This is a genomic window from Shouchella xiaoxiensis, from assembly GCF_016907895.1.
Lineage (GTDB): Bacteria > Bacillota > Bacilli > Bacillales > Bacillaceae_D > Shouchella > Shouchella xiaoxiensis.
Genome location: NZ_JAFBCV010000007.1, coordinates 63994 through 85824 on the forward strand (window position 1 = coordinate 63994; position 21831 = coordinate 85824).

The 21831-nt window shown below is 42.7% G+C and carries 20 protein-coding genes and 1 other annotated feature; of the genes, 4 read left to right on the forward strand and 16 right to left on the reverse strand.

Annotation, left to right across the window (positions count from 1 at the left end):
- Window positions 1-10 precede the first annotated feature (10 nt).
- Complete coding sequence (locus JOC54_RS11990; RefSeq protein WP_035421727.1) at window positions 11-868, reverse strand: hypothetical protein; 858 nt, start codon at window positions 866-868, stop codon at window positions 11-13.
- 100 nt (window positions 869-968) lie between these two features.
- Between JOC54_RS11990 and JOC54_RS11995 the strand changes: the two genes are divergently transcribed.
- Window positions 969-2807, forward strand: a complete 1839-nt coding sequence (locus tag JOC54_RS11995; protein WP_204466510.1) for a sialate O-acetylesterase — start codon at window positions 969-971, stop codon at window positions 2805-2807.
- A gap of 21 nt (window positions 2808-2828) precedes the next feature.
- Here JOC54_RS11995 and JOC54_RS12000 read toward each other — a convergent pair whose 3' ends face one another.
- The 10 genes from JOC54_RS12000 to JOC54_RS12045 form a co-directional block, all read right to left on the reverse strand.
- On the reverse strand, window positions 2829-6248 hold the full coding sequence (locus JOC54_RS12000) for a glycoside hydrolase family 2 TIM barrel-domain containing protein (protein WP_204466511.1): 3420 nt from the start codon (window positions 6246-6248) through the stop codon (window positions 2829-2831).
- A complete protein-coding gene (locus JOC54_RS12005) occupies window positions 6226-6960 on the reverse strand; it encodes a YesL family protein (RefSeq protein ID WP_204466512.1) in 735 nt (244 codons plus the stop codon). The genes JOC54_RS12000 and JOC54_RS12005 overlap by 23 nt, the downstream gene beginning before the upstream one ends.
- A 60-nt stretch (window positions 6961-7020) precedes the next feature.
- Window positions 7021-8637: an ABC transporter substrate-binding protein gene (locus JOC54_RS12010; protein WP_367617799.1), complete on the reverse strand. Its 1617-nt coding sequence runs from the start codon at window positions 8635-8637 to the stop codon at window positions 7021-7023.
- Window positions 8638-8691: 54 nt separating this feature from the next.
- Complete coding sequence (locus JOC54_RS12015) at window positions 8692-9564, reverse strand: carbohydrate ABC transporter permease (protein ID WP_035421718.1); 873 nt, start codon at window positions 9562-9564, stop codon at window positions 8692-8694.
- Window positions 9565-9577: 13 nt separating this feature from the next.
- A complete protein-coding gene (locus JOC54_RS12020; protein WP_035421761.1) occupies window positions 9578-10507 on the reverse strand; it encodes an ABC transporter permease in 930 nt (309 codons plus the stop codon).
- A 260-nt stretch (window positions 10508-10767) separates the two neighbouring features.
- A complete protein-coding gene (locus JOC54_RS12025; protein WP_204466513.1) occupies window positions 10768-12834 on the reverse strand; it encodes an alpha-glucuronidase family glycosyl hydrolase in 2067 nt (688 codons plus the stop codon).
- Between the two features lie 39 nt (window positions 12835-12873).
- Window positions 12874-13545, reverse strand: a complete 672-nt coding sequence (locus tag JOC54_RS12030; protein ID WP_437183542.1) for a GntR family transcriptional regulator — start codon at window positions 13543-13545, stop codon at window positions 12874-12876.
- Window positions 13546-13707: 162 nt separating this feature from the next.
- Entirely contained in the window at window positions 13708-14601 is an 894-nt protein-coding gene (locus tag JOC54_RS12035) for an NAD(P)/FAD-dependent oxidoreductase (protein ID WP_239586698.1), read from the reverse strand.
- Between the two features lie 210 nt (window positions 14602-14811).
- Window positions 14812-15393 (reverse strand): GNAT family N-acetyltransferase, encoded by a 582-nt coding sequence (locus tag JOC54_RS12040; RefSeq protein ID WP_051992021.1) that lies wholly within the window; start codon window positions 15391-15393, stop codon window positions 14812-14814.
- Between the two features lie 28 nt (window positions 15394-15421).
- On the reverse strand, window positions 15422-15748 hold the full coding sequence (locus tag JOC54_RS12045) for a hypothetical protein (RefSeq protein ID WP_204466514.1): 327 nt from the start codon (window positions 15746-15748) through the stop codon (window positions 15422-15424).
- Window positions 15749-15872: 124 nt separating this feature from the next.
- Between JOC54_RS12045 and JOC54_RS12050 the strand changes: the two genes are divergently transcribed.
- From JOC54_RS12050 to JOC54_RS12060, 3 genes are all read left to right on the forward strand, one after another.
- Complete coding sequence (locus JOC54_RS12050) at window positions 15873-16070, forward strand: DUF4177 domain-containing protein (protein WP_204466515.1); 198 nt, start codon at window positions 15873-15875, stop codon at window positions 16068-16070.
- A 42-nt stretch (window positions 16071-16112) separates the two neighbouring features.
- Window positions 16113-16373 (forward strand) — a binding site (T-box leader).
- A gap of 54 nt (window positions 16374-16427) precedes the next feature.
- On the forward strand, window positions 16428-18062 hold the full coding sequence (gene metG / locus JOC54_RS12055) for a methionine--tRNA ligase (RefSeq protein ID WP_204466516.1): 1635 nt from the start codon (window positions 16428-16430) through the stop codon (window positions 18060-18062).
- A 43-nt stretch (window positions 18063-18105) separates the two neighbouring features.
- Complete coding sequence (locus JOC54_RS12060; RefSeq protein WP_157684309.1) at window positions 18106-18270, forward strand: hypothetical protein; 165 nt, start codon at window positions 18106-18108, stop codon at window positions 18268-18270.
- A 27-nt stretch (window positions 18271-18297) separates the two neighbouring features.
- Here the strand turns inward: JOC54_RS12060 and JOC54_RS12065 are convergent, their stop codons facing one another.
- From JOC54_RS12065 to JOC54_RS12085, 5 genes are all read right to left on the reverse strand, one after another.
- The gene (locus tag JOC54_RS12065; protein ID WP_204466517.1) at window positions 18298-18699 is read right to left on the reverse strand and encodes a RidA family protein; all 402 of its coding nucleotides are present in this window, start codon (window positions 18697-18699) and stop codon (window positions 18298-18300) included.
- Between the two features lie 183 nt (window positions 18700-18882).
- A complete protein-coding gene (locus JOC54_RS12070; RefSeq protein WP_051992019.1) occupies window positions 18883-19344 on the reverse strand; it encodes a GNAT family N-acetyltransferase in 462 nt (153 codons plus the stop codon).
- Entirely contained in the window at window positions 19307-19825 is a 519-nt protein-coding gene (locus JOC54_RS12075; RefSeq protein ID WP_051992017.1) for a GNAT family N-acetyltransferase, read from the reverse strand. Before JOC54_RS12075 ends, JOC54_RS12070 begins: the two co-directional genes overlap by 38 nt.
- Window positions 19826-20138: 313 nt before the next feature.
- Entirely contained in the window at window positions 20139-20630 is a 492-nt protein-coding gene (locus JOC54_RS12080) for a GNAT family N-acetyltransferase (protein ID WP_204466518.1), read from the reverse strand.
- Window positions 20631-20691: 61 nt separating this feature from the next.
- Window positions 20692-21750 (reverse strand): tetraprenyl-beta-curcumene synthase family protein, encoded by a 1059-nt coding sequence (locus tag JOC54_RS12085; RefSeq protein WP_204466519.1) that lies wholly within the window; start codon window positions 21748-21750, stop codon window positions 20692-20694.
- Window positions 21751-21831 lie beyond the last annotated feature (81 nt).

Genomic DNA, 21831 nt, shown 5'->3' on the forward strand with positions numbered 1-21831 from the left:
ATCCTCCTTATCAATTGATCTCTGCCTGTATTAGCTTTTGTAGCAACTCCAGTGCATTTTCTTGATTTGCTGCGTCTCTTCTTATTGCTGCAACTTGTTTAACACCATCATCTGTCCCTACACTATCTAGCATCGGATGTGCAGGTAGCGCTAACCCAAAAAGCTGTTCTTTTGTTTCATTCTCAACAACTCCATAAGCATGAGCTCCAGCATCAACCGTCTCTAGCAGTTCATGATCTAGTTGATCCAATGGTAGAAACATTCCGCTTCCAACATACATCTGAAACGACGCTTCATCCAGAATATATAAGTCGGGTTGCTCCGTTGCCAGCAGTACGGCACTGCGCTGTTGCGTTCCTACATCGGTCATGCTGTCAGTTTGAAACGTATGATAGTTTAAAATGGGAGATACACGCTCCCACTCTGGCATCAAAGTTAGGATATTCTGCTCTACTGCCTCTACTGCACCATCATCTATTGAAGCAAGCGGATCTAGATAGGCACCATAAAACATTACTTCAAGTTGCTCGTCAGGCAATAAGGCGAGCTGCTGTTTCTCTTGATAGTTAGTAAACATTGTAAAACCAATTGAGATTAAGAGAGCCATTGCCGCGATTACAGCGAATGTATGCACTTTATAGTAGTAAAAGAAGTGGCCAGCTTTAGCTTTAAAAGACTCGTTTTTCTCTACCTCTGGGCCATAATCTCTGTACCTACGAATAATGGTGTACGCTTCCGTGACCTTCTCGATTGAAAGAGATGGATTGGCTCTTTCTCTACGAACCCAGATCATATAGCGCTTCTCAATTTCTTCGTCCGTTGCATCTTCATGTACTTCTAGTAGCTGATATGCTTCTTTTAATTCCACAAAGAATCTTCCTCCCCATTCTCTATTCGACTTTCTTTCATTATAATAGATTTAGATAGTCTATGAAAACGATTCTACTGACTGAAAGTAGGCGGTATAGATGTTAAGCAATGGAATGGTCATTCAGCGAAATAAACCTTATCCGATCAGAGGAAACTCAGAACCACACGCTAATGTAAGCGCTTCTTTTCGAGATACTCTTTATCAGGCAAAGGCGGATGCTCAAGGTGACTGGACAATAACTCTGCCGTCCTTCCCAGCTGGCGGTCCATACGAACTAACGATTGTTGAAGCAAAAACAACGGTCATCAGCGATATTCTTATTGGCGACGTCTGGATTTTAGGTGGACAGTCGAATATGGAACTGCCTATAAAGCGGACACTAGATCGCCATCAGAAGGATATTGAGAATCATCACTACCCTTTTATCCGTCAATTTAACGTTCCTCAAGTCTATGACTTCTCAGGACCATGTTCCACCATAATTAAAGGTGATTGGATACAAGCAACCGGAGAAGCCATTGATCATTTCAGTGCAGTTGGCTACTTTTTTGCGCTGGCTATTTCTCAATCAGAGAATGTTCCAATTGGGTTAATCCTTACTGCTGTAGGTGGTACCCCGGCCCATGCTTGGGTTTCCGAAGCAAGCTATCGTCAAACCCTTCCAGATGCAGCCAAATTAGCAGAAGTTCAACATCCTCTGCACGTTCAGGAGACCATTGCCGCGGACTCAAAGCGAATTGATCAATGGCATTACAAGCTGAATGCGACAGATCCTGGTCTGAAAAAACCTGTATGGTATCAACAAACAGAATGGACTAAACAATGGACGTCAATTCAACTCCCAACCCGCTTTACCGAGTCGTTGCTCAATTATCGCGGCTCCATCTGGTTCCGTAAAGAATTTCACTTATACAGTGAACAAGCTACCGCAACTTCATCCTTACTTAAACTAGGTACCATTGTTGATGCAGATGAAACCTATTTAAATGGAGAGCTCGTTGGGCAAACCGGCTATAAATATCCGCCAAGACGCTATTCTATTCGTTCCAATCTCTTAAAACCAGGTAAAAACGTACTTATCGTTCGGGTCATTTGCAAAGAATCAACTGGTGGTTTTGTAGCTAACATGCCTTATGAGCTTAATCTACTAGACCAATCTATTGATTTAAGTGGTGAATGGCACTACCGTGTAGGCGCACAGCTTGAGCCACTTCAACCACAAACGTTTTTTCAAACAAAACCAACAGGACTCTACAATGGAATGATTGCGCCATTAAAACAACATCCGATCACGGGTTTCTTATGGTACCAGGGCGAATCCGACACTCAAGCACCCGCACATTATGAAGAGATGTTCCAAGCGGTTATAAATGACTGGCGGACGCTGTTTCAACAAGGCGACCTCCCCTTTCTCTTTGTGCAATTAGCGAATTTCAAAGCGGATACCGCTGAAGAAAACTGGCCAATTATTCGAGAGAAGCAGCGCCGCAGTTTAAACACAACTGGCACCGCAATGGCCGTTACCATCGATGTCGGTGAGGAAAACGACCTTCATCCACAAAACAAAAAAGCCGTTGGTGAGCGGCTTGCCTTGTGTGCAAAACACTATGCTTACGGAAAATCTCTTGTTTTTAGTGGCCCAGCATTTTCTCATGTTGAGAGGACAGGAGCGGTCCTCATCGTTTCATTTACTGAAGTCGGTGGCGGGCTCATAGGTAGGAATTCGGTTTTAACCGGCTTTTCATTATGCGGGGAGGACGGCGTTTTCCACCCTGCTCATGCATCAATCCACGGAGACACGGTGCATGTTCATCATCCTCGGATTCAGGTACCGCTTCACGCCCGCTATGGCTGGTCGGCTAACCCGCGTGACGCTTCGCTCTATAACAAAGAAGGGTTACCTGCGGCACCGTTTACAACAGAAGACAGCATCTAAAGATTAGAAGAGAACCGCTTTTCAGCGGTTCGTTCCTTCCAGAAATTGAAAGCCATTAAAATGAAAGTGACTTCCAGGTAAAAAGAGAAACGTTACGTCCCATTTTCCAGTCAGTCGTTCAAGCGGAAAGGTTTGCTCGACGTACCCTTCCGATTGCGGAAATTCGATCAGACGTTGTTGTTTTTCTACCCCGTTGGAAAAAAGCAAATGAATAGAATTTGCAATCGGTGCATGACCCTTGATCTTAATGGCATCAGTACCTGCTCCTGTGAAAGAAAAGTGGCGCCATTCAAGCGAGACATTGTTGCCAATCTCTTCAACAACGTCACCATTTACATGATAGTGATCGCCATACACTCGCTCACAGCTGCTTGCTGCATGACGCGCAAACGCCTGCTCAGGTTGCAGAAATGAGAACCCCTTGATATGCATCTTTTTTGTTGTCACAAAGCTAATTGCGCACAAACCTGTTAGTTTTTTGTTCAACGTATACGTTGCTTCTTGATAGACATTCCAGCGAGATTTTTTCTGGTAAATGACATCTGCAAGCAGTTGACTTCCTACCGTTTCAGGCTCCCCCTCCCAAATTTGCAGAGAATAGGGTTCATCGGTTAATGCAAAGATCGGCAGCGTGATCTCTGCTGATCCCGTCTGACCGAATTGAATATCCTTAAAACCGACAACCGTTTCTCCATCTCGGCTTGTGGCGATGCCACGTTCATTTCCGTTTGTGAGGTCACCCTTGAAATAATCATAAAGGCCCGCTGAAATAAATTGATAAGGATCTTTATGTAATATCCCGAGTCCCTCAACCTGACACTCTAGTTCAGAAATAAGCTTCACTTTATCTGTCCCATTTTTGCTCGTGCAGCGAATGCGGAAGCTGCCGTCTCCTTTCGCTTGCACAGTAGCCGTTCGCCCATCCGCGTTAATTACAGCGATGTCTGATGGTATGCCACGGTCATTCACCGTACTCCACTCTAGATCGGGATAGGAGGCATTTGCAGGTAAAACATCTACTCGAACTTGTTTTTCTGCTTGCCCAGCTTGAAACAATTGACCACTCTCACTAACAATCTCCAATTTCCGTACCGGCAGCTCTTCTTTATTTCCATTAAGAATGAGACTCGGCTCATTGCTTGCTGGAATTGCCCTAACTTCTTCTGTGTCCAATACATCGATCGATAAATAAGCAGACAACAGCCCTGCAGAATGAACGGCAATCGTTGCTTCGCCTGCTCCTCCTGTTGCGGCAACAATCGCCACCAGTTTCCCACTAAAAAGCCGTTTACTGACTCCTTTGTATGAATCTAAATCCGTACTGTCTCCGTTATCAATCCCAATCAAACGCCCTTTTCCACCAACGGTCACCGTCACGCGATTGGTTGCATTTTCGACAATATGGCCCTCTTGATCAACCGTATAAATTTCTACAAAAACAAGGTCCGCTCCATTTGCACGGATCTGTTCTTGATCTGCCTTTAGTTTTAATACAGCAGCGTCTTCAAAAGAGTGACGCACAGCTGTTGCAATCTGCTCTTCCGCCTTATTGCGAGCAACAGCCATTAATTCTCCTTTCTGGTAAGGGACTTTCCAATCCAACACAAAAGCGTTTTGGTTATGATCAACCTCTTTAACACCTAGCGATTTTCCATTTAAATATAGTTCAACCGTCGCCGCATCATTTGAGCAAACCCGGACATCAATTACTTGCCCCGGATTAAAATCCCAATACGGAAACAAGTGCAGCATTGGTTTATTCTGTCCTACTGTCCAAGCTGCTTGGTACATATAGTAGGAGTCTTTTTTAAAAGTGGCCGTATCAAGCTGACCAAAGTAGGCATTTTTTGTGTGGTACGGCGTTGGTTCACCGATGTAGTCAAAACCAGTCCAGATAAACTGTCCTAAGGAAAAATGCGTGTTTCGTTCATGGGCGATGCATGCCTCCATGGAGGATGCTCCCCAACTCGTTGCGCTGTTCCCTAACGCGGAACATTGCTCATCATCATCAGCTAAAATTGACTGCCCCAACGGGAAATGATAAATCCCTCTACTCTGCACAACTGCCGCTGTCTCACTCCCGTATATGATCCAGTCCGGATACACTTTATGATGCGGTTGATAATACTTTTCTCCATAATTATAACCAACTAGCTTTAGCTGATCAGCACTCTCCTGCGCTTGCTTCCAAGGCAAATAATTGGAGGCAATCGTCACTCTACCGTTGCCTTTTGGATCATGCTTATACACTTGATCGCGTAAATAGATGGTCCACTCCGTCCCGTTTGAACCAGCATGAGTATCATAAATTTCATTTCCAATGCTCCACATGAGTAGGCATGGATGATTTCGATCTCGTCGAACCCAGCTTCTCACATCTTTATCTACCCAATCTTTAAAGTACGTGCTGTAATCATAAGTAGTCTTTGGACGTTCCCACATATCAAAAGCTTCTGTCACAACAAAAAAGCCGAATGAATCCGCCAGCTCCATCCATTCTTTAGCTGGCATATTATGTGCCGAACGAACAGCATTCACGCCCATTTCCTTTAACAACCGAAACCGTCTCTTTTGCGCATCGACATTAAAAACAGCTCCTAGCGCACCTAAGTCATGATGTTCACATGTGCCGTTTAGCTTCATCTGCTTTCCATTTACAAATAGCCCTTGCTTCGCGTCCATTTGAACGGTACGAAAACCGATTGTTTGCGCCATTGTCTCAATTAAAGTAGATGAATCACCGCTACGGTAAACTCGCGTTTCAAGTTTGTACAGGTGGGGGTTATCCGGTTCCCATAAGCATACATCGCTAACCTTCATCACTTGGATGTCTGTTACACTTTGTTCCGCTGGTTCTAAAAGCTGATATTTCGACGCAATTTCCTTTTCTCCAGCAAACAGGTGGTGCGACAGCCGTACCTTCTCTTGCACGAAAAGCGCTGTTTCCAGTTCAACATGCCAACCTTCCTCATTTTTCCGAGTATGCACATACACCCCATCCGTTTCAATGTATGTAGGACCTCTTTGCTTAAGCCAGACATTGCGATAAATGCCTGCACCTGTGTACCACCGACTGTTCGGGCTTTCATACACTACCTTCACTAGAATTTCATTGTCGCCATCTCTTAGTGCGGTCGTTATCTCATGTTCAAAAGTTGAGTAACCGTACTTCCATTCTCCAACCTTTTTTCCATTTACAAACAGACTCGAATTCATATAGACGCCGTCAAATGTAAGCCAAACCCGCTCGCTCTTTGTTTTTCGATAATGTAACGTCTTTTTATACCAGCCAATTGATGGTTCATAGAGCTTCGTCGCGTCGCCAATTAGCCAGTCATGAGGAAGCGCCACGTTTTCAAATAAGCTTCCTTCACAACTTCCCTCACCTAATGACGTTTTTGCAAACTGCCAATCGCTGTTAAATAATGTTTTTGTATTCATGATCACCCTCCTCTTCAGTCTGCTCCTCTTTTTCAATAAACTCGCTCATCACATCACCTCGGAGGCTATTGCTATTAAGGGCTATTAAGTAAGCAATTACGCTTGCACCAAATAACAACAGGAAGTCAGATGTGATCGACAGAACAAAGACCGTCAGAATAACGATTGCTACATTTCCGGTTGTCGCTTTTACTTTAAGAAAGCTATAATACACGGCCAAACGGTAAAAATCTCGTACGCGAAAATGAAACTGGGCATGTAAGAGAAATACATAGAAGGAGAACGTAAGCGCTAGGCCGAGCGCAACGAGAAAAATCCCTGCCAAGACTTGATTAAATGTAGAGGGCTGGATATTAAAATAATAAAAATCGACAACTAATATAAAATAGACGATTAACATCGGAAGCCATACTTTTATTGAACTGAAAAAGTTCTTTTTATAATGGTGAAAGAAATCTTTTGTAGGTGAAAGATCCTGTTCACGAATCATTTTATTTAAACAACAAAACAAGGCGGTGATTGCCGGTCCTGTCGGAATGAGCGCCAAGAAATAAAGCCCCATATTTGAAAAGCTCGGAACAAGAAACAGAAAAAAAGCAAGGAAAAGCAGATTACAAACGATAAAGTAAAAATTAAGCATCGCCAGCCAGTAAATATGATTCGTAATGACCGAAAGAATTCCTTGACCAAATGCTTTGCCGTCTTCACTCATGAGGTTCACACCTTTCTAGAATGGATAAAGATCTGCCTAAAGATAGGCAGATCGATAGGATTATTGTTCTGAATACACGCTATTCGCAAGATCAACGAAGTTCTGCATGCCTCTCGATTCCAACTCGGTGACATACTCATCCCACTCCGACAAGTCACGCGTCCCTAAAATGAAGCGCAGTGTATTTTGTCTAACGTAATCGGTTAGCGGCGTACTTAACAGCGTTGATTGCTCAAGCTGCATCGCATTGTATTTAATTGGCGGGTTCGGTGGAAGCACTTCTTTTGTTGCTAACATCGCTTCCTGAAATTCGATCTCTTCCTCGTTCATCATGGAATGTAAGAGCTCAGTTGAACCGCCATACGATAAGTTCCCTCCAGAAAAACCAAAGTCAACATTAAGCGCCTTTGTCCCAGCTGGATTCAAGCCTACATAGTTAACATCCTCAGCAAGCTGTCGGTTGCCGTCACTGTCTTTAGTAAACGTGACGTCCTCAACGCCCCACTTGGTGAATTCCTTTGCTTCTGGACTATAGAAAAGCCAATCAATAAACTGCATCATCGCATCAAAGTTTGGATCTTCTTTTGCTTTTGCATTAATCATAACGCCGTTCTCAAGCTTAGAACCACCAATGACATGACCGAGAGGACCTGCTGGCACCGGAATTTTTTTAATTTCAAAATTCCCTTCACCAACCGTCCCGTTTAAATCGTTACGGTAATCAATAACCGTTTGTGAATTTGTGTTAATCACAAACGAATCTTCGTTTACCAGCTTCTGCTGTGCCTGCTGGTCTTCCTGCGTAACGCTTTCCGGATCAAGCAGCCCTTTTTCAACAAGTCCGTTAAAGTACGTAACGAATTCTTTGTGAGCGTCCGTTGCTGGCGCGAAATAAAACTCTTCATTGTCATGATCAAACATTAACCCATTACCAAGTCCCCAACCAGCTACCGTCCCAAAAGAAGGCGCCGCGATATTCATCGTGCTCTCAAACGTAAATCGGTCCGAGAAAGGAGTGACATCAGGATAGGCATTTTTCATTTCCTCAAGAACGGTCTCCACTTCATCCCATGTCTCAGGCACATCTAGATTCAATTCTTCTAAAATATCCATGCGCATGGCCAACGTGTAATCTGGCCAAACGTTTTCATGCATGCCCGGCAGAATGTAATAATTCCCGTCTTCATGCTCCAACGTTTCTAAATACGGTTCCATCTCATACTCTTCAATCGCTGCGGAGAAATGCGGCATCAAATGCAGGTATTCACTTACAGGTAAGATAGCGCCCGACGAAACAAACGGAGCTTCTTCTCCTGGATAGGTTTTTGGAATGATATAAGGCGCGTCGCCACTGCTAATCAATAAACTTCTCTTTTCAGTGTAGTCACTCATCGGCACAACCGTAACGTCCAATGAGACGTTCGTCCGTTCCTCAATCTCTTCCATTAACAGCCAATCATTTTTGTACGGGTAATTCGGGTGGTCACTAAATAATAAAGAGAATGAAATGGGTTCTGTTGCTTGGAACTGATCTCCCACTGCATATTCTTCCATTGCAGCTCCGCTCACATCTTCGTCAACTCCTGCCGCCTCATCCTCGTTATTACAAGCGGCTAACACTGACAACATCACAACGCTGGACATAAGGTACATAGAAGCTTTTCCGATTTTTTTCACAATAAATCCCCCTCTGGATTTTAATGGATTAAACGCTTACAAAGACGTACAACCTTATCCCTTTACAGAACCAAGCATCACCCCTGATACAAAGAATTTTTGAATATATGGATAGACACAAAGGATCGGCAGTACCGTTAACACCATCGTGACAGATTTAATATTAGATGAGATTTGATTTAAGTTATCTGCACTAGTCGCGCCTGTCGAGAGCGTCCCCTCAACGCCTTTTATCATATTGCGCAAGTACATAGAAACCGGAAATAAGTCTTTATCGGTAAAATATAAAAACGCTGGAAACCAAGAATTCCAATGGGTAACTGCGTAAAATAGCATCATTGTTGCCAAAATTGGCTTCGATAGTGGGAGCACAATTTTCAACAAAATACCATACGTACTTGAACCATCGATAATTGCTGCTTCTTCCAGCTCATCTGGAATATTCTCGAAGAAGGTTTTCATAATCAGTAGATTAAATACACTGATTGCCCCTGGAACAACTACCGCCCAAATCGTATTTCCGAAACCAAGACTGTTAATTAACACATAGTTCGGAATCAGTCCTCCATTAAAAAACATTGTGAACACAACAAACATAATCAAGAAATTCCGACCTCGTAATCGTTTCTTCGCTAATGGATAAGCCAGCATTGTCGATAAAACGAGAGAGATAAATGTACCGACAACCGTGTAAACAACGGTATTTCGGTAATTGATCCAAAACATCGAATCACTCATGACAACCCGGTACGTATCAATGTTAAATCCTTGTGGGATGAGGTTTACATTTCCAGCGATGATATTGGTTTCTGAACTGAACGACTGCGCGATGATATTCAGAAATGGATACAGCGTTACAAATACGATTACAAGCATAAGAAAAACATTAAATACTTTGAACACTTGGTACGAAACAGAATCTTTCATCAGCCATCCCTCCTTACCATAAGCTGTTGTCCGTCATCTTCCGCGATAGAAAATTTGCGCCGAAAATGAGGATAAGTCCGACAAGAGCTTCAAATAAACCAATTGCTGTTCCGTAACTAAAGCTTGCTGATTGAATTCCAATCCGGTAAACATAGGTTGAAATGACATCAGCCGTTTCATAAACAAGTGGGTTATACAATAAGAGGATCTTCTCAAAACCAACCTGCAAGAAATTTCCTATGTTCAAAATGAGAAGCACGATAATCGTCGGTAGTATTCCCGGTATCGTAATATGGAGTGTCTGCTTCCACCGGTTCGCTCCATCAATCCGGGCCGCTTCATAGAGCTCATCATTTATTCCCGTAAGTGCTGCTAAATAAAGAATGGCACCCCAGCCAGTTGTTTGCCAGACTTCAGAAGAGATAAAAATGGTACGGAACCACTCTGGCAACTGGATAAAGCTATAGCGATTTCCCGTGAAGAATTCGACCAAGTTGTTAATTGAGCCGTTAATCGCCACAAGCTCAAGAACCATCCCTGCAACAACAACCATTGAGAAGAAATGAGGCAGGTAGGAAGTTGTTTGCACAAATCGCTTAAACCCTTTTCGCCTGATTTCATTCAAAAGCAGTGCAAAAATAATAGGAATCGGAAAGGTAATAACAAGTAAGAGAAAAGCTAAAATAAGCGTATTTTGAAAGACCATCAAAAACGTTGGATCACTTAAAAACATTTGGAAATAATAAAATCCGACCCATTCTTCACCAATAATGCTTCCTCCAGGAATGAATCTTCTAAAGGCAATGATGTTTCCGAACATGGGTCCGTATCTGAATATTAAAAAGAATAGAATCGGCAAGACGAGTAACGAGTAAAGCTGCCAATCTTTTTTTATCACTTTTTTAAACTTGCGCCACTTCGTACTAGGCTCAGGTGAATGCATGGTTATCGTTTTAGCAATCTCTTGCAAAGAATTCCCTCCTTTAAGGAAGCATTTTCTTCGTCTCAAACTTTGTTTGTTCATACGATAAACAAAGTTAATAAAAAAAGATAGCGCTTCCATTTAAGATCTTACTATGGTCTTCCAACTAGCATGTTAGTATAGCAGAAGCATATCGTCCATTTTCAGAAATGTCAATATCCTCTTTCTGTTGAATTGACCTCCATTCTTTCAGATTTTGTCGTTTTTCGTTTTTTTACTTCCTACTCATACATTTTTCGTCCATCTGCGTCTGGTATTCCCGACTTCCGTAAGAAATACGTGTTCACTTGATCACGCCATTCTCGGGCGTTCGATAGCTGTAGCTGCAGTCTTTCAGCAACATTTTTATAACGATAAGGGTCAATTAGTGATTTGAGAGACTGCCATTCACTAATGAGCCACTCCACGTCAGTAACACCTTCAAAATGGGAATCATAATAGTGCTGAATGACGGTTTTGCCGTTTTTTAAGCGGTGCGTATAAGGTACATGATGAAAAAAGAGTAGCAGATCATCAGGACATTGATCAAGCGCATTAAAGCGGTCTGCGTTCTCCTTTGCATACTGGTCCACAAAGGCGGTTCCGCTCTCTCTTGTTCGGTCAACGCCCAACCCTTCCCGATCAGCAAAATGATACGTGCCCCAGCGTGAATATTCATACCCATCAACATTGACTCCGTAATGATGATTCGGGTTTACCATCCAGCCAATGCCTAATGGCGTTGTATAGTTTTCATAGATCGACCAAGACGCCAGCAGCATTTCCGATAGAACTCGCTTTAGCTTTTCTTCATGGCCAAAAGTGAGGACAATCCATTCATGCAAAATTTCCTCGGCTGTAAGATCAGCATTCCACGTCAATCGACCATATCCAAATAAATTCGCTTGGGCCAGCGTATGACCTGTCCAGCTCTGTTCGTCACCACTATTTGCTACTGCGGCAATACCACTTATTTTTGCTTGGTACAACGATCCGTTTACAATTGACTGCACCGTGGATCCTTCTCCCTGCACTTTCGTATCGAACTGAAGCACTTCCTTCCACATTGGCACAAGGTAACAGAGATCTTTTTGCTGTCCTAGATACTCCTGTGTTATTTGGAATTCAAGTAGCTGATTTGTCTGTTGCAGCGCACCGAATAATGGCGATACCGGCTCTCTCACTTGAAAGTCCATCGGTCCATTCTTAATTTGTAGCACCACATTGTCACGGAAACGTCCATCCAGCGGAACAAAGTGATCATAGGCAGCACGGGCTCGATCCGTCTTCCGATCACGCCAATCTTGCATGCAATTGTAAACAAAGCAACGCCAGATCACCATGCCATTGTAAGGGCTGAGGGCGTCAGCTAATAGGTTTGCCCCATCCGCATGATCACGCTCGTATGTGAATGGTCCAGGCCGATGCTCAGAATCTGCTTTGACGACAAAACCGCCAAATCGTGGCATATATGAATAGATTTCCGCTACTTTCTCTTTCCACCATTGCTGAACCCCTGCATCTAGTGGATCTGCTGTATCTAAATGGCCCAATTCAATTGGACTTGCAAAGTTAATGCTTAAATAGACTGTAACGCCGTAAGATTGAAAGATTTCTTCCAGCCGCTGCACGTCCGTTAAATACCGTTCTGAAATCAAATGGGTCTCTTCTTTCCAGACATTCACATTATTAATCGAGATCGCATTTATACCAACGGAAGCAAGCAGTCTCGCATAGTCTGTTAATCTCTTTTCATCTGTCGTTACGGTACCATTGCTGTAAAAGATTGATTGTCCAGAGTAACCTCGCTCAATACTCCCGTCAATGTTATCCCATTGATTGAGCATCCGAATCTGATTTTGCGGAGCATCTTGGATCGTCAAATCTGTTAATGACTGTTTTTGCGAAATGAGCCTGAGCAAGTGAAACACGCCATACAGCAAGCCCTTCTCCGATGCACCCACGACAATCAGTTGATTGTCCTTTTCTTTTATTATGTAGCCCTCTTCGTTTAATTCAGCGATTTCCTCTTGATTGATTCCATGTTTCCGTAAACGAGCTTTATCAGCAACCGTTGTCAGGACAAGCTGTGCATCTTCTTGCCAAGTGGACGTCTTTCCAAACATCGACTCAACCGCCAAATTTAGTTCCCTCTTGATCGCTTGCCCAATCAACGTTTCTTTTTGCAACGAAATTGTTTGTACATAGCTCCAGTAATGTGCTTCTTCCTGCTTGTTCAAAATTGTTTCATACTGAAGCCAGCAGCGATAAGCCTGTTCCGTCATGGATTCCATTTCCACATGTTGCATACGTTTGATCCTCCTTTAATATAAAGCGCTTTCAAAAACCTACTTAAAATAATCAAGATACTTTTCCTTTAATGCTTGTTTCTCAAAATTAACGACTTGAAGATGGTCCGTCATTTGTTGAACCGCCTTATCGGCATCCCTATTGCTTATCGCCTCGAATATAAGGTGGTGCTGCTGTACGATGTTGAGCCAATCCGAATTAGACGCAAGCCTTAACATACGTAAGCGATCAAAATGACTATTTAATTGCCTGATGATCTTCCAAGAACGCATTTTCTGACAGCCTTCAAACAGCAATTGATGGAATGCTTCATCAAGTTCAAATAACTGCTGATGCGTGCCTTTCTCTAAACAAAGTGTCTGCATCGCCAAATTGCTCTCTAACTTAAATAATTGGTCGCTTTGCAACGTTACACATGCCTCTCTCACAATCACTTGTTCAATTGTCTGACGGATAAACCGACCTTCTTCAACAAGGGCAAGATCTAAATAAGAAACCATTGTTCCGCTTTGCGGAAATACATCAAGCAGCTCTTCTTGGGCAAGCATTAAAAACGCTTCTCTTACAGGAGTCCGGCTCACTTGAAGCTGCATGGCTACTTCCTTTTCAGAAATCTTCGCACCCGGGACTAGATCCCAGTCAATAATGCGGTTTTTAATGGTTTGATAGACATAATCTCTTGTCGAACCATTAACACGCTTTGATTCAATCGTTGCGATTAGATGTACCTCCTTTCTACTCGTATAATCTTCTACGTTAATTATACTAGTATGGTAGTTCAGATTATATGCATTCCTTTTCTTTTTTGCAATACTTTTTTGAAAATTTATTAATCTAAAAAAAGAGTGGTAATAGCACCACTCTTTTACTCTCTAAAAATCTTCATCAATTAAATCGCCAATGACTCTGCTTGCTACTTTACTTCCATCAGCAGCTGCCAGGATAAGCTGTGGCGGAGCTTTCAACGCTGTATCACCACATGCGAAAAGACCTGCAACCGTGGTGCGTCCAAACTCATCTGTTTTAATTCCACCTATATCCGTTTGCTCACAACCGGCCGCTTCAGCGAGCGATGTTGCTTGAACAAGCTTCGTTTCCACAAAACCCCCGCTTCGTTTGACCGATGTTCCATCTTGGAAATGGACGGTTTCAAGCTGCCCGTTTGTTCCCTCGAGCTCGATGATGGCTTCTTCCATAATCGCAATCTCTCTTTTTAAAAATGGTGCTTTCTGCTCGCCGGTTAAGCGCCACTTTCCGTTTGTTGCTAGCACGAGGTTGTCACTCCAGTTCCAAATCATCTTAGGAAAATGCAGTGCCGCTTCACTCTCAACAATGACAAGCAATGGTTTATCTTTCATTTCCCAGCCGTCACAAAACGGACAGTTAAATAAGCTCTTCCCATAGTAATGCCAAATATTCTCGACATCTGGCAGCTTGTCTTTTAAACCGGTTGCGAGAATCACTTTTCTCGATTTAAAGACCGTTGTTGCCGTTTTTACAACGAAAACGGATTCTTCTTTTTGTATATCAATGACTCGATCTTGCTCTATCTGTAGATTCGGATAGGTTTGCAAATCAGCGTGCGCCGCCGCGCGGAACTGTTGCGGACTAACCCCATCCCTCGTAATAAACCCATGTGACTCATGCGTAACCGCGTTTCTTGCCTGGTTTTCATCAATCAACATCACGTTCCTCTTTGACCGTCCAAGCACAAGCGCTGCATTTAATCCTGCTGGGCCACCTCCAACAACGATGCAATCAAACATGATTCATTCACTCCTTTATCATATATATTAAAGACTGTTTATATCCTTAAAAAGAAGATCTTTATTGCCATTATGATGAACTTACATCATAACCAACTATTAAAGACCCTTTATATCTGTCATTAATCTTATCGTAACCGTTACGGTTTATCAAGTGTTTTCTTCTTTTTTTAAAGAGAAGCTGTTCGCTTAATGAACAGCTTCCCTCAATCAAACCACTTTGATCTCATTTGCGTCACTCGCTTCATTCGAGTTCGGATGGATGATTCCATAATGAACCATGTCTTCAAAGTTCCCTTCCTTTAGCACATGTTGGGCGAGCGTGCCTTCGTAGGTCATTCCGCACTTCTCCATAATTTTTCCTGATGCAGGGTTTGATTTAAAAAAGCGCGCATACACACGGTGATAGCCTTTTTCTGCAAATGCGAATGCAATCATCGCTTTCGCAGCTTCTGTGCCGTAACCACTTCCCCAATAAGGTTCACCAATCCAGTACGCAAGCTCCCCATTTTGATCAGCGGCATTGTTAGAAAGACCTATCGCACCGTACAAAATGCTGCTTTTTTTATCTGTTACGGCAAATGTATAACCTTTATCCCCATTCTTGTTTTGTTCAAGTGAAGCAATCCACTGCTTTGCTGCTTCAATTGGATAGGGATAGGGCAAACTACGTGTCGTTTTAAAAATATTATAATTGTTACAGAGCCTGCTTACTTCTTCAGCATCATCTTGGTTAAATAAGCGCAGCTCCAACCGTTCCGTTGTCATTGTTTCATCAAACTTATTATACATATGCCTCTCCTCCAATGTCTTTAATCAGTTAGCAAAAAGAGCGGTACAAACTTGCCGAGAATACGGCTGTTGTCCAAGTGAAAGGAAATATAAATAAACAGGTTCCTACCACAATAAGAGAACCGCTTCTTGTAAACCATTGATAATAATAGTTAACGGCCCAAAGAAACAACAGAGCAACCATTAATAACGGATATAAGATCACTAACGATATCGAGCATGTCCCCATATAGTCGATCCATTGAGAAACACCTATAACCAAAATCATCAGTAAATAAAGCAGATTAATCGTATGGATAACGAATGTTTTAAAGCGTTCATATTTTGACTTTACCGGTTGATAACGTGGATTCATTTTCCTAACACCTTCTCTATCTTGTTCGTTTACTTTACATCATTTTCCTTGATTTGAAAACAAAATTTTCTTTAAAATGAAACACTTATCCGCGTTGCTACGTATCTTAAACGAGGTGAATGAGATGTATATTTACGAGTATGTTGAAGTAGGTCTATCCAATTTTTTGAGTACAAATGCCCACCGATCGATTATTAATGATTACGCATCAAAAGGCTGGCGCTACGTGGGATCGGTACCAAACCGTACTGGAGGATACGGCCAATTAAAGTCTAATGATCTCGTTTTTGAACGGTATATAGAAGAATCTTCAACGAGTTGACTTTAGCAAAAAACATGCTATGATGTGCTATATTCATACCAAACAAAAGCAATGATAGGGAAAGTAAATCCACTTATTCTTACACAGAGAGCTTCGGTTGCTGAAAAGAAGCAAAGAATCGTTGATTGAAAATGGCCCTGGAGCTGCATCGTTGAGCGTACCCGTTAGACGATGACGAGAGTTGGCACTCGTTACAACTGTCACAGTATAAGAACCTATTTTTGCGTTCCGTACTTGTTGAGGCTAGTTATGTGAATAACTGGTAAATAAAGGTGGTAACACGGGTATAAGCTCGTCCTTGGATCAATGATCCTTGGGCGGGCTTTTTTAGTTTTCAAAAATAAAGGAGGAAAAAAGATGAATGTATTTATTGGAGGAGCATGGCCATACGCAAACGGTTCTTTGCATGTCGGTCATGTCGCCAGCTTATTGCCAGGCGACTTGCTCGCTCGCTACTACCGACAAAAGGGTGATCAGGTGTTATATGTATCTGGCAGCGACTGTAACGGAACGCCCATTTCGGTTCGTGCCCGTCAAGAAGGCGTGCCTGCAGAAACGATAACCAATCGTTATCATACTGAGTTTGTGTCGTGCTTCAAACAGCTAGGCTTTAGCTTTGATCACTATACTCATACAGATGAAGCGCATCACCACGAAACGGTTCAGAGCATTTTTCAGCAGCTCTATAAGAACAACACAATTGAGCTAAAAGAAGTAGAGCAAGCTTTCTGCAATCGCTGTGATCAGTTTCTACCTGATCGGTTTGTTGAGGGCCAGTGCCCTAGTTGTGGTATGAGCGCACGCGGAGATCAATGTGATCATTGCGCCACCATTCTTGAACCGCTTGAGCTGCTTCAAAAAAAATGCAAACTTTGCGGAGACGAACCGACAAGAAAGCAGACCGAGCATTTTTATTTTAAACTATCTGCTTTTCAAGCAGAGCTAGAACGCTATCTAGAAGTCGCAAGAAATGAAGGACGCTGGCGTGAAAATGCGATTCATTTGACTGAGCGTTACTTGCAGGAAGGATTACTGGATCGAGCGGTCTCACGGGATTTGTCCATTGGCGTTCCTGTTCCTATAAAAGGATATGAAGACAAGAAAATCTACGTTTGGATTGAGGCAGTTTCTGGCTATTACTCGGCTAGCAAGCAGTGGGCAGCGGCAACAGGTCAGGATGATGCATCCTTCTGGACTAAAGAGACCCGTTCGTATTACGTTCACGGTAAAGACAACATCCCGTTTCATTCGATCATTTGGCCGGCGATATTACTTGGACTCAAACAGCCAGCGTTACCGACACATATCGTTTCCAATGAATACGTGACGATAGAAAAAAGAAAGCTATCAACCAGCCAAAACTGGGCCGTCTGGCTACCCGATATGTTAAAGAGCTACGATCCAGATTCGATTCGGTATTTCTTAACGATTAATGCCCCGGAAAACCGTGATTCCGACTTTTCCTGGCGCGAATTTGTGTATAGTCATAACAGCGAGCTGCTTGGTGCATACGGCAATTTCGTCAATCGAACGCTGAAGTTTATCGAAAAATCCTATCAGCACGAAGTCCCAACAGGAACCATTGACCCTACTTTCAAAGCAGAGGTACACGATTTGTATGATCGCGTGGGGCACTTGTTTAAACAGACACAATTTAAACGAGCTGTTGAAGAAATTTTTGCTGTTGTTCGCAAAGCCAACAAATATTTTGATGACCAGCAGCCGTGGCTCCAGGTGAAACATGACGATCGTGCCTGCCGCGATACGCTCGCTACCTGCACATATCTCATTGCAAACCTCGCTCAACTGCTTGCACCAATTTTGCCTTTTTCAAGTGAAAAAATATGCGAGTGGCTCAGTCTTAAGACGTTCAATTGGCAGCCGATTGAATTAGCAGCAACATCAATCCCAACAGTCGCTCCCTTATTCAAGCGAATTGATGTTGGCACGATCGAAACAGAAACCAAAAAGCTAAATCAACAACCCTTTTAGCAAAAAAATCCATGATACATTTAATTAAAAAGGAGGAGTTGATATGAAAATCTCCCGCCTGTTCATCTGGATTATTTGCCTGATGCAGCTAACCGTTCTCATTCATATCACCATTCTCGATGGTGCATGGAGCGGTTTAGTGCTAGCGTTCACAACGGTTTTATCCGGCTTTGCTTTGGTTGCATATGGAACGAGAGATTCCACCTAAAAAAGATCTGGCTGCGCCAGATCTTTTTTATAGCGGCATTTCCGTTGCTTTACATGCCCAGGCATCAATTTCGACTTTAAAGACTGGTGCAGCTAGCGCAACAACATAGATCATTGTTGTACAAGGTAAGGCCTCTCCTAAGAAAGCTTGAATGCGCTCTCTTCTTTCTGCTGCGTCAAAATCCCCCACTAAGTAAAAGACGAGCTTCGTAAGATCACTTACGCCCATTTCTGCCGCTTCCAAATTTCGCTTCACATTCTCAAATGCCAAGCTCAATTGATCCATTGGGCTGTCCGGAACCGTTCCATCTTGTTCCATTCCTAATTGTCCAGATAGATTCAACCACCGATTGTCTCCTGTTACTTCAATTTGATGTACATAAGGGGCAACTGGCTTATGGACAGTTGCCGGATTTCGCGCTTGCTTCATGCAGTTCAACCCTTTCTTCTACGAAAATGTGGTTCTATCAGCCAAACTTTTTAATTAAAGAAATCGTTGCTAACACGACAATTACCGCTACACCAAGCGCCACAGCCCAAACCCACCATGGCCAGCCAAAATCAATTGCAACTACATCCATCTTCAATCCCCTCCTTTTCTAATTGTGCTCGATCAAACAGAAAACGTTTGAACCACCTTATTGTCTCTTTCTTCCTCAGTAAACGTTCCCGCTACAGCCTCGTTAATCACTCGGCGCCAAAAAGCCTGGGCTGGCTCGTTGTTCTTTAGTTGCGATATTTCCCAGTTGCCTCGATGTTGATGGAAAATTTTATGTACAATAGCTTTGCCAAAACCACCACGCCGATGTCGTTTCATAATAAAAAACTCAGCAATACTTGTATGCGTTCTGCTTTCTTTTACTAGGACAAAGCCGATATAATGCACACCTTTTTTAATTAAGTATGGAAAATAAGCTGGATTAACCCAATAGGCAGCTAAAGGATAGTCATCGTATTTTCCATTGCCTTCAACCTCAATGGGCATGTACTCGGAAAAATCATAAATATAAAACTGAAACAAATGCTTAAGCACTTCTTCATCGGCCTGAGTAGCTCGTATTAGCTCGACGCCCATGGATGTCACCCCTTTCCAATACACGTTTCATTGCAACAATTTGTACAGGCTGATTGTTTCGATTTATAACAATCGATTCTTCATAGATTTCAAATCCAACCGATTGATACAGCTGTAGATTTTTCTTGACAGCAGCCCTCACTTTACAATAAATGGTTTCAACGCCTTGTTCCCTTGCTATTTGTTCTAATGCTTGCAGCAATTGCTTCGCCATGCCCTGACCTTGTTTTTCGGGGATAACTGACAGACGGTAAAACGTCAATGTCTTCCCTTCAAGAGTAAAGCGCACCATCGCTACTGGCTTGCTATATTCCCACATTAGAAGCGCCTGTCCATTCGTTTGTAAATCTTCAGCAACCAGCTCAACCGTTTCTGCCAGAGCACTTGATGGGGGATCGGCTTGTTGATATTCCCAGAATGCTTTCATCATCACGCTATATATCGTTTCTGGGTCTCGCGAATGTTCAATGTGAATCGTCACCCTAAATCCCCCTCCTCGGAACTTCCTCACCACCTAAAAACTATATGCAGCAATGGTTTGGAGCGTATTTTACTCAAAAATCCCTCCAGCTTGGTCACCATCTTAAAAAGGGTAAAAACGCTACTTTACCCCCCTTTGAAAAGGGTAAAAACGAGACCTTTCTATCGTCTAAAAATCGTTCAAAAACCTTTTTATAGCAAGCTTTTTCGCGTTTTTTCCCGGTGGGCGTATCCTCTATCTCTTGTGCGGCGCTCCGAACCCTGTTCTATTCCTTCAAATTTTCCATCAAAAAAAGAAAAAAGTAGCAGCGGTTTTAGCTTTGCTCCATTAGCTGTTTTCCCAGTTCAATCTCATCATGAATCGGAATCTTGTCATAACCCACTAAAGGAATGCTCGGTTTTTGAACTCTTGCCTGCTTAACAGCATCAATTATAATACGTCTTAATCGGTAGCCTCGTTTCTGATAGAATGCTAATGCGTATAGATTATCATTTGTTGTTACAAGTGAAATCTTGTTTATCTGATTCCTTAACGCATGTTGTTCAATCGCCTGAAGTAAAGCCTTGCCAACTCCCCGTCCTTCTACAATACTATCAAGCGAAATAATTTCCACGCTCTCTTCTCTCTCCATATATGTAAGCAGTCCAATTATTTCGTTTTTTTCGTTTAAAGCAATAAATCCGTCCATAGAAGCACAGTCATACACGCCACTTGAAATAACCATTTGTGTTGAACCCCAACGCGCTTGAAAGAAATGCGTCACATCGCCTTGTACGTTTGGTTCAATCGGTTTAATTATCAACATAAAGTCACCTTTTCTAAAAAATAAGGGGAGTTTGTATTTGAAAGACCCCCCTCCAGACTATTTAAATGGCACGCTTGAACATCCAGCGATTTTGGAAGAAAAACGCTGCCTGCTTTCCACCAAGCTTAATAATTTCTTTTGCATCTTTCTTTAATTCTTCATTTCCGCTCACTTTTTCATCTGATAAATAAATGGCATATAGCCCTTTTTTTATCAGCAAATGAAACTTCTCATCCGGCAAACCAGCTAGGCGCTGAGTCGCTTGTTCATCAAGAAAACGGAAGCGTTCAAACAGCTCTGTTTTTGTCTCGTAATAAGCTGCGAAATTCATTTCATTTTCCAAACGATCTTCTTCTTGGTCAATAAAATAATCAAGCATAATGTGCAACCCTTGCACCCATGGAAAATACGCTTCTTTGATTTGTTTTGACACTTCTTTTGTTCGTGGAGCGGAAGAAGCATAGGCCGCAAGCGTGTAGAGCGCAAGCGTTGATGCGGCACCACAGGCAAATTCATACCAGCGCATTCCCGGAACTAGCGCTTGATTTTCTTCATAAAATTGAACGAGTAGCGGCTCGCGCTTGTCCTCTTCAACGTGCTTGTACACTTGGAAATCAATATAGTATTGCGACACTTCTTTCATGTCAGCCTGCATCACCTCAAAGCCTGGAAACGTCTGAATGGCTTCCCGGCAACTAGCAACCAGTTTCTTCAAGTAACCATCATCATTAAATCCAGGTCGATGCTGATAGTAGTCCCCCATATCGCCGTCTTTCTCAAGCGAATCGAGTAACGCTTGGTGCATTGCCCGGAAATCATCAGGATTGTGGCTGTCATTTTTATCGCACAGCGTGTCCAAGTAATCGCAGATCGATTGGTAGCCAACCATAAACTGGACGTATCCATCTTGGTTATCACCAGCAAGCAGACCAATGATACTTCCACCTTCCGCGTGAAACGTCTTGTCGTTCACCGTCCAGGTTGCTTGATTGCGAATTTCTTCATCCTGTATTTTCTGACCTTCTTGTTTCCAGTAAGCAAGCTGTTTATGTGCTTTTGGGATCGTTTCTTTTTTGGCGCGCTTTACGACTTTTAACGCGCTTGTTGGAACAGTTTGCATCGATTGTACACCAACCTTAGTGAATTGTTTTTTCTATTGTACCACCTGAAAAGCGGAAAGAACACGAAACAACATCTTCCT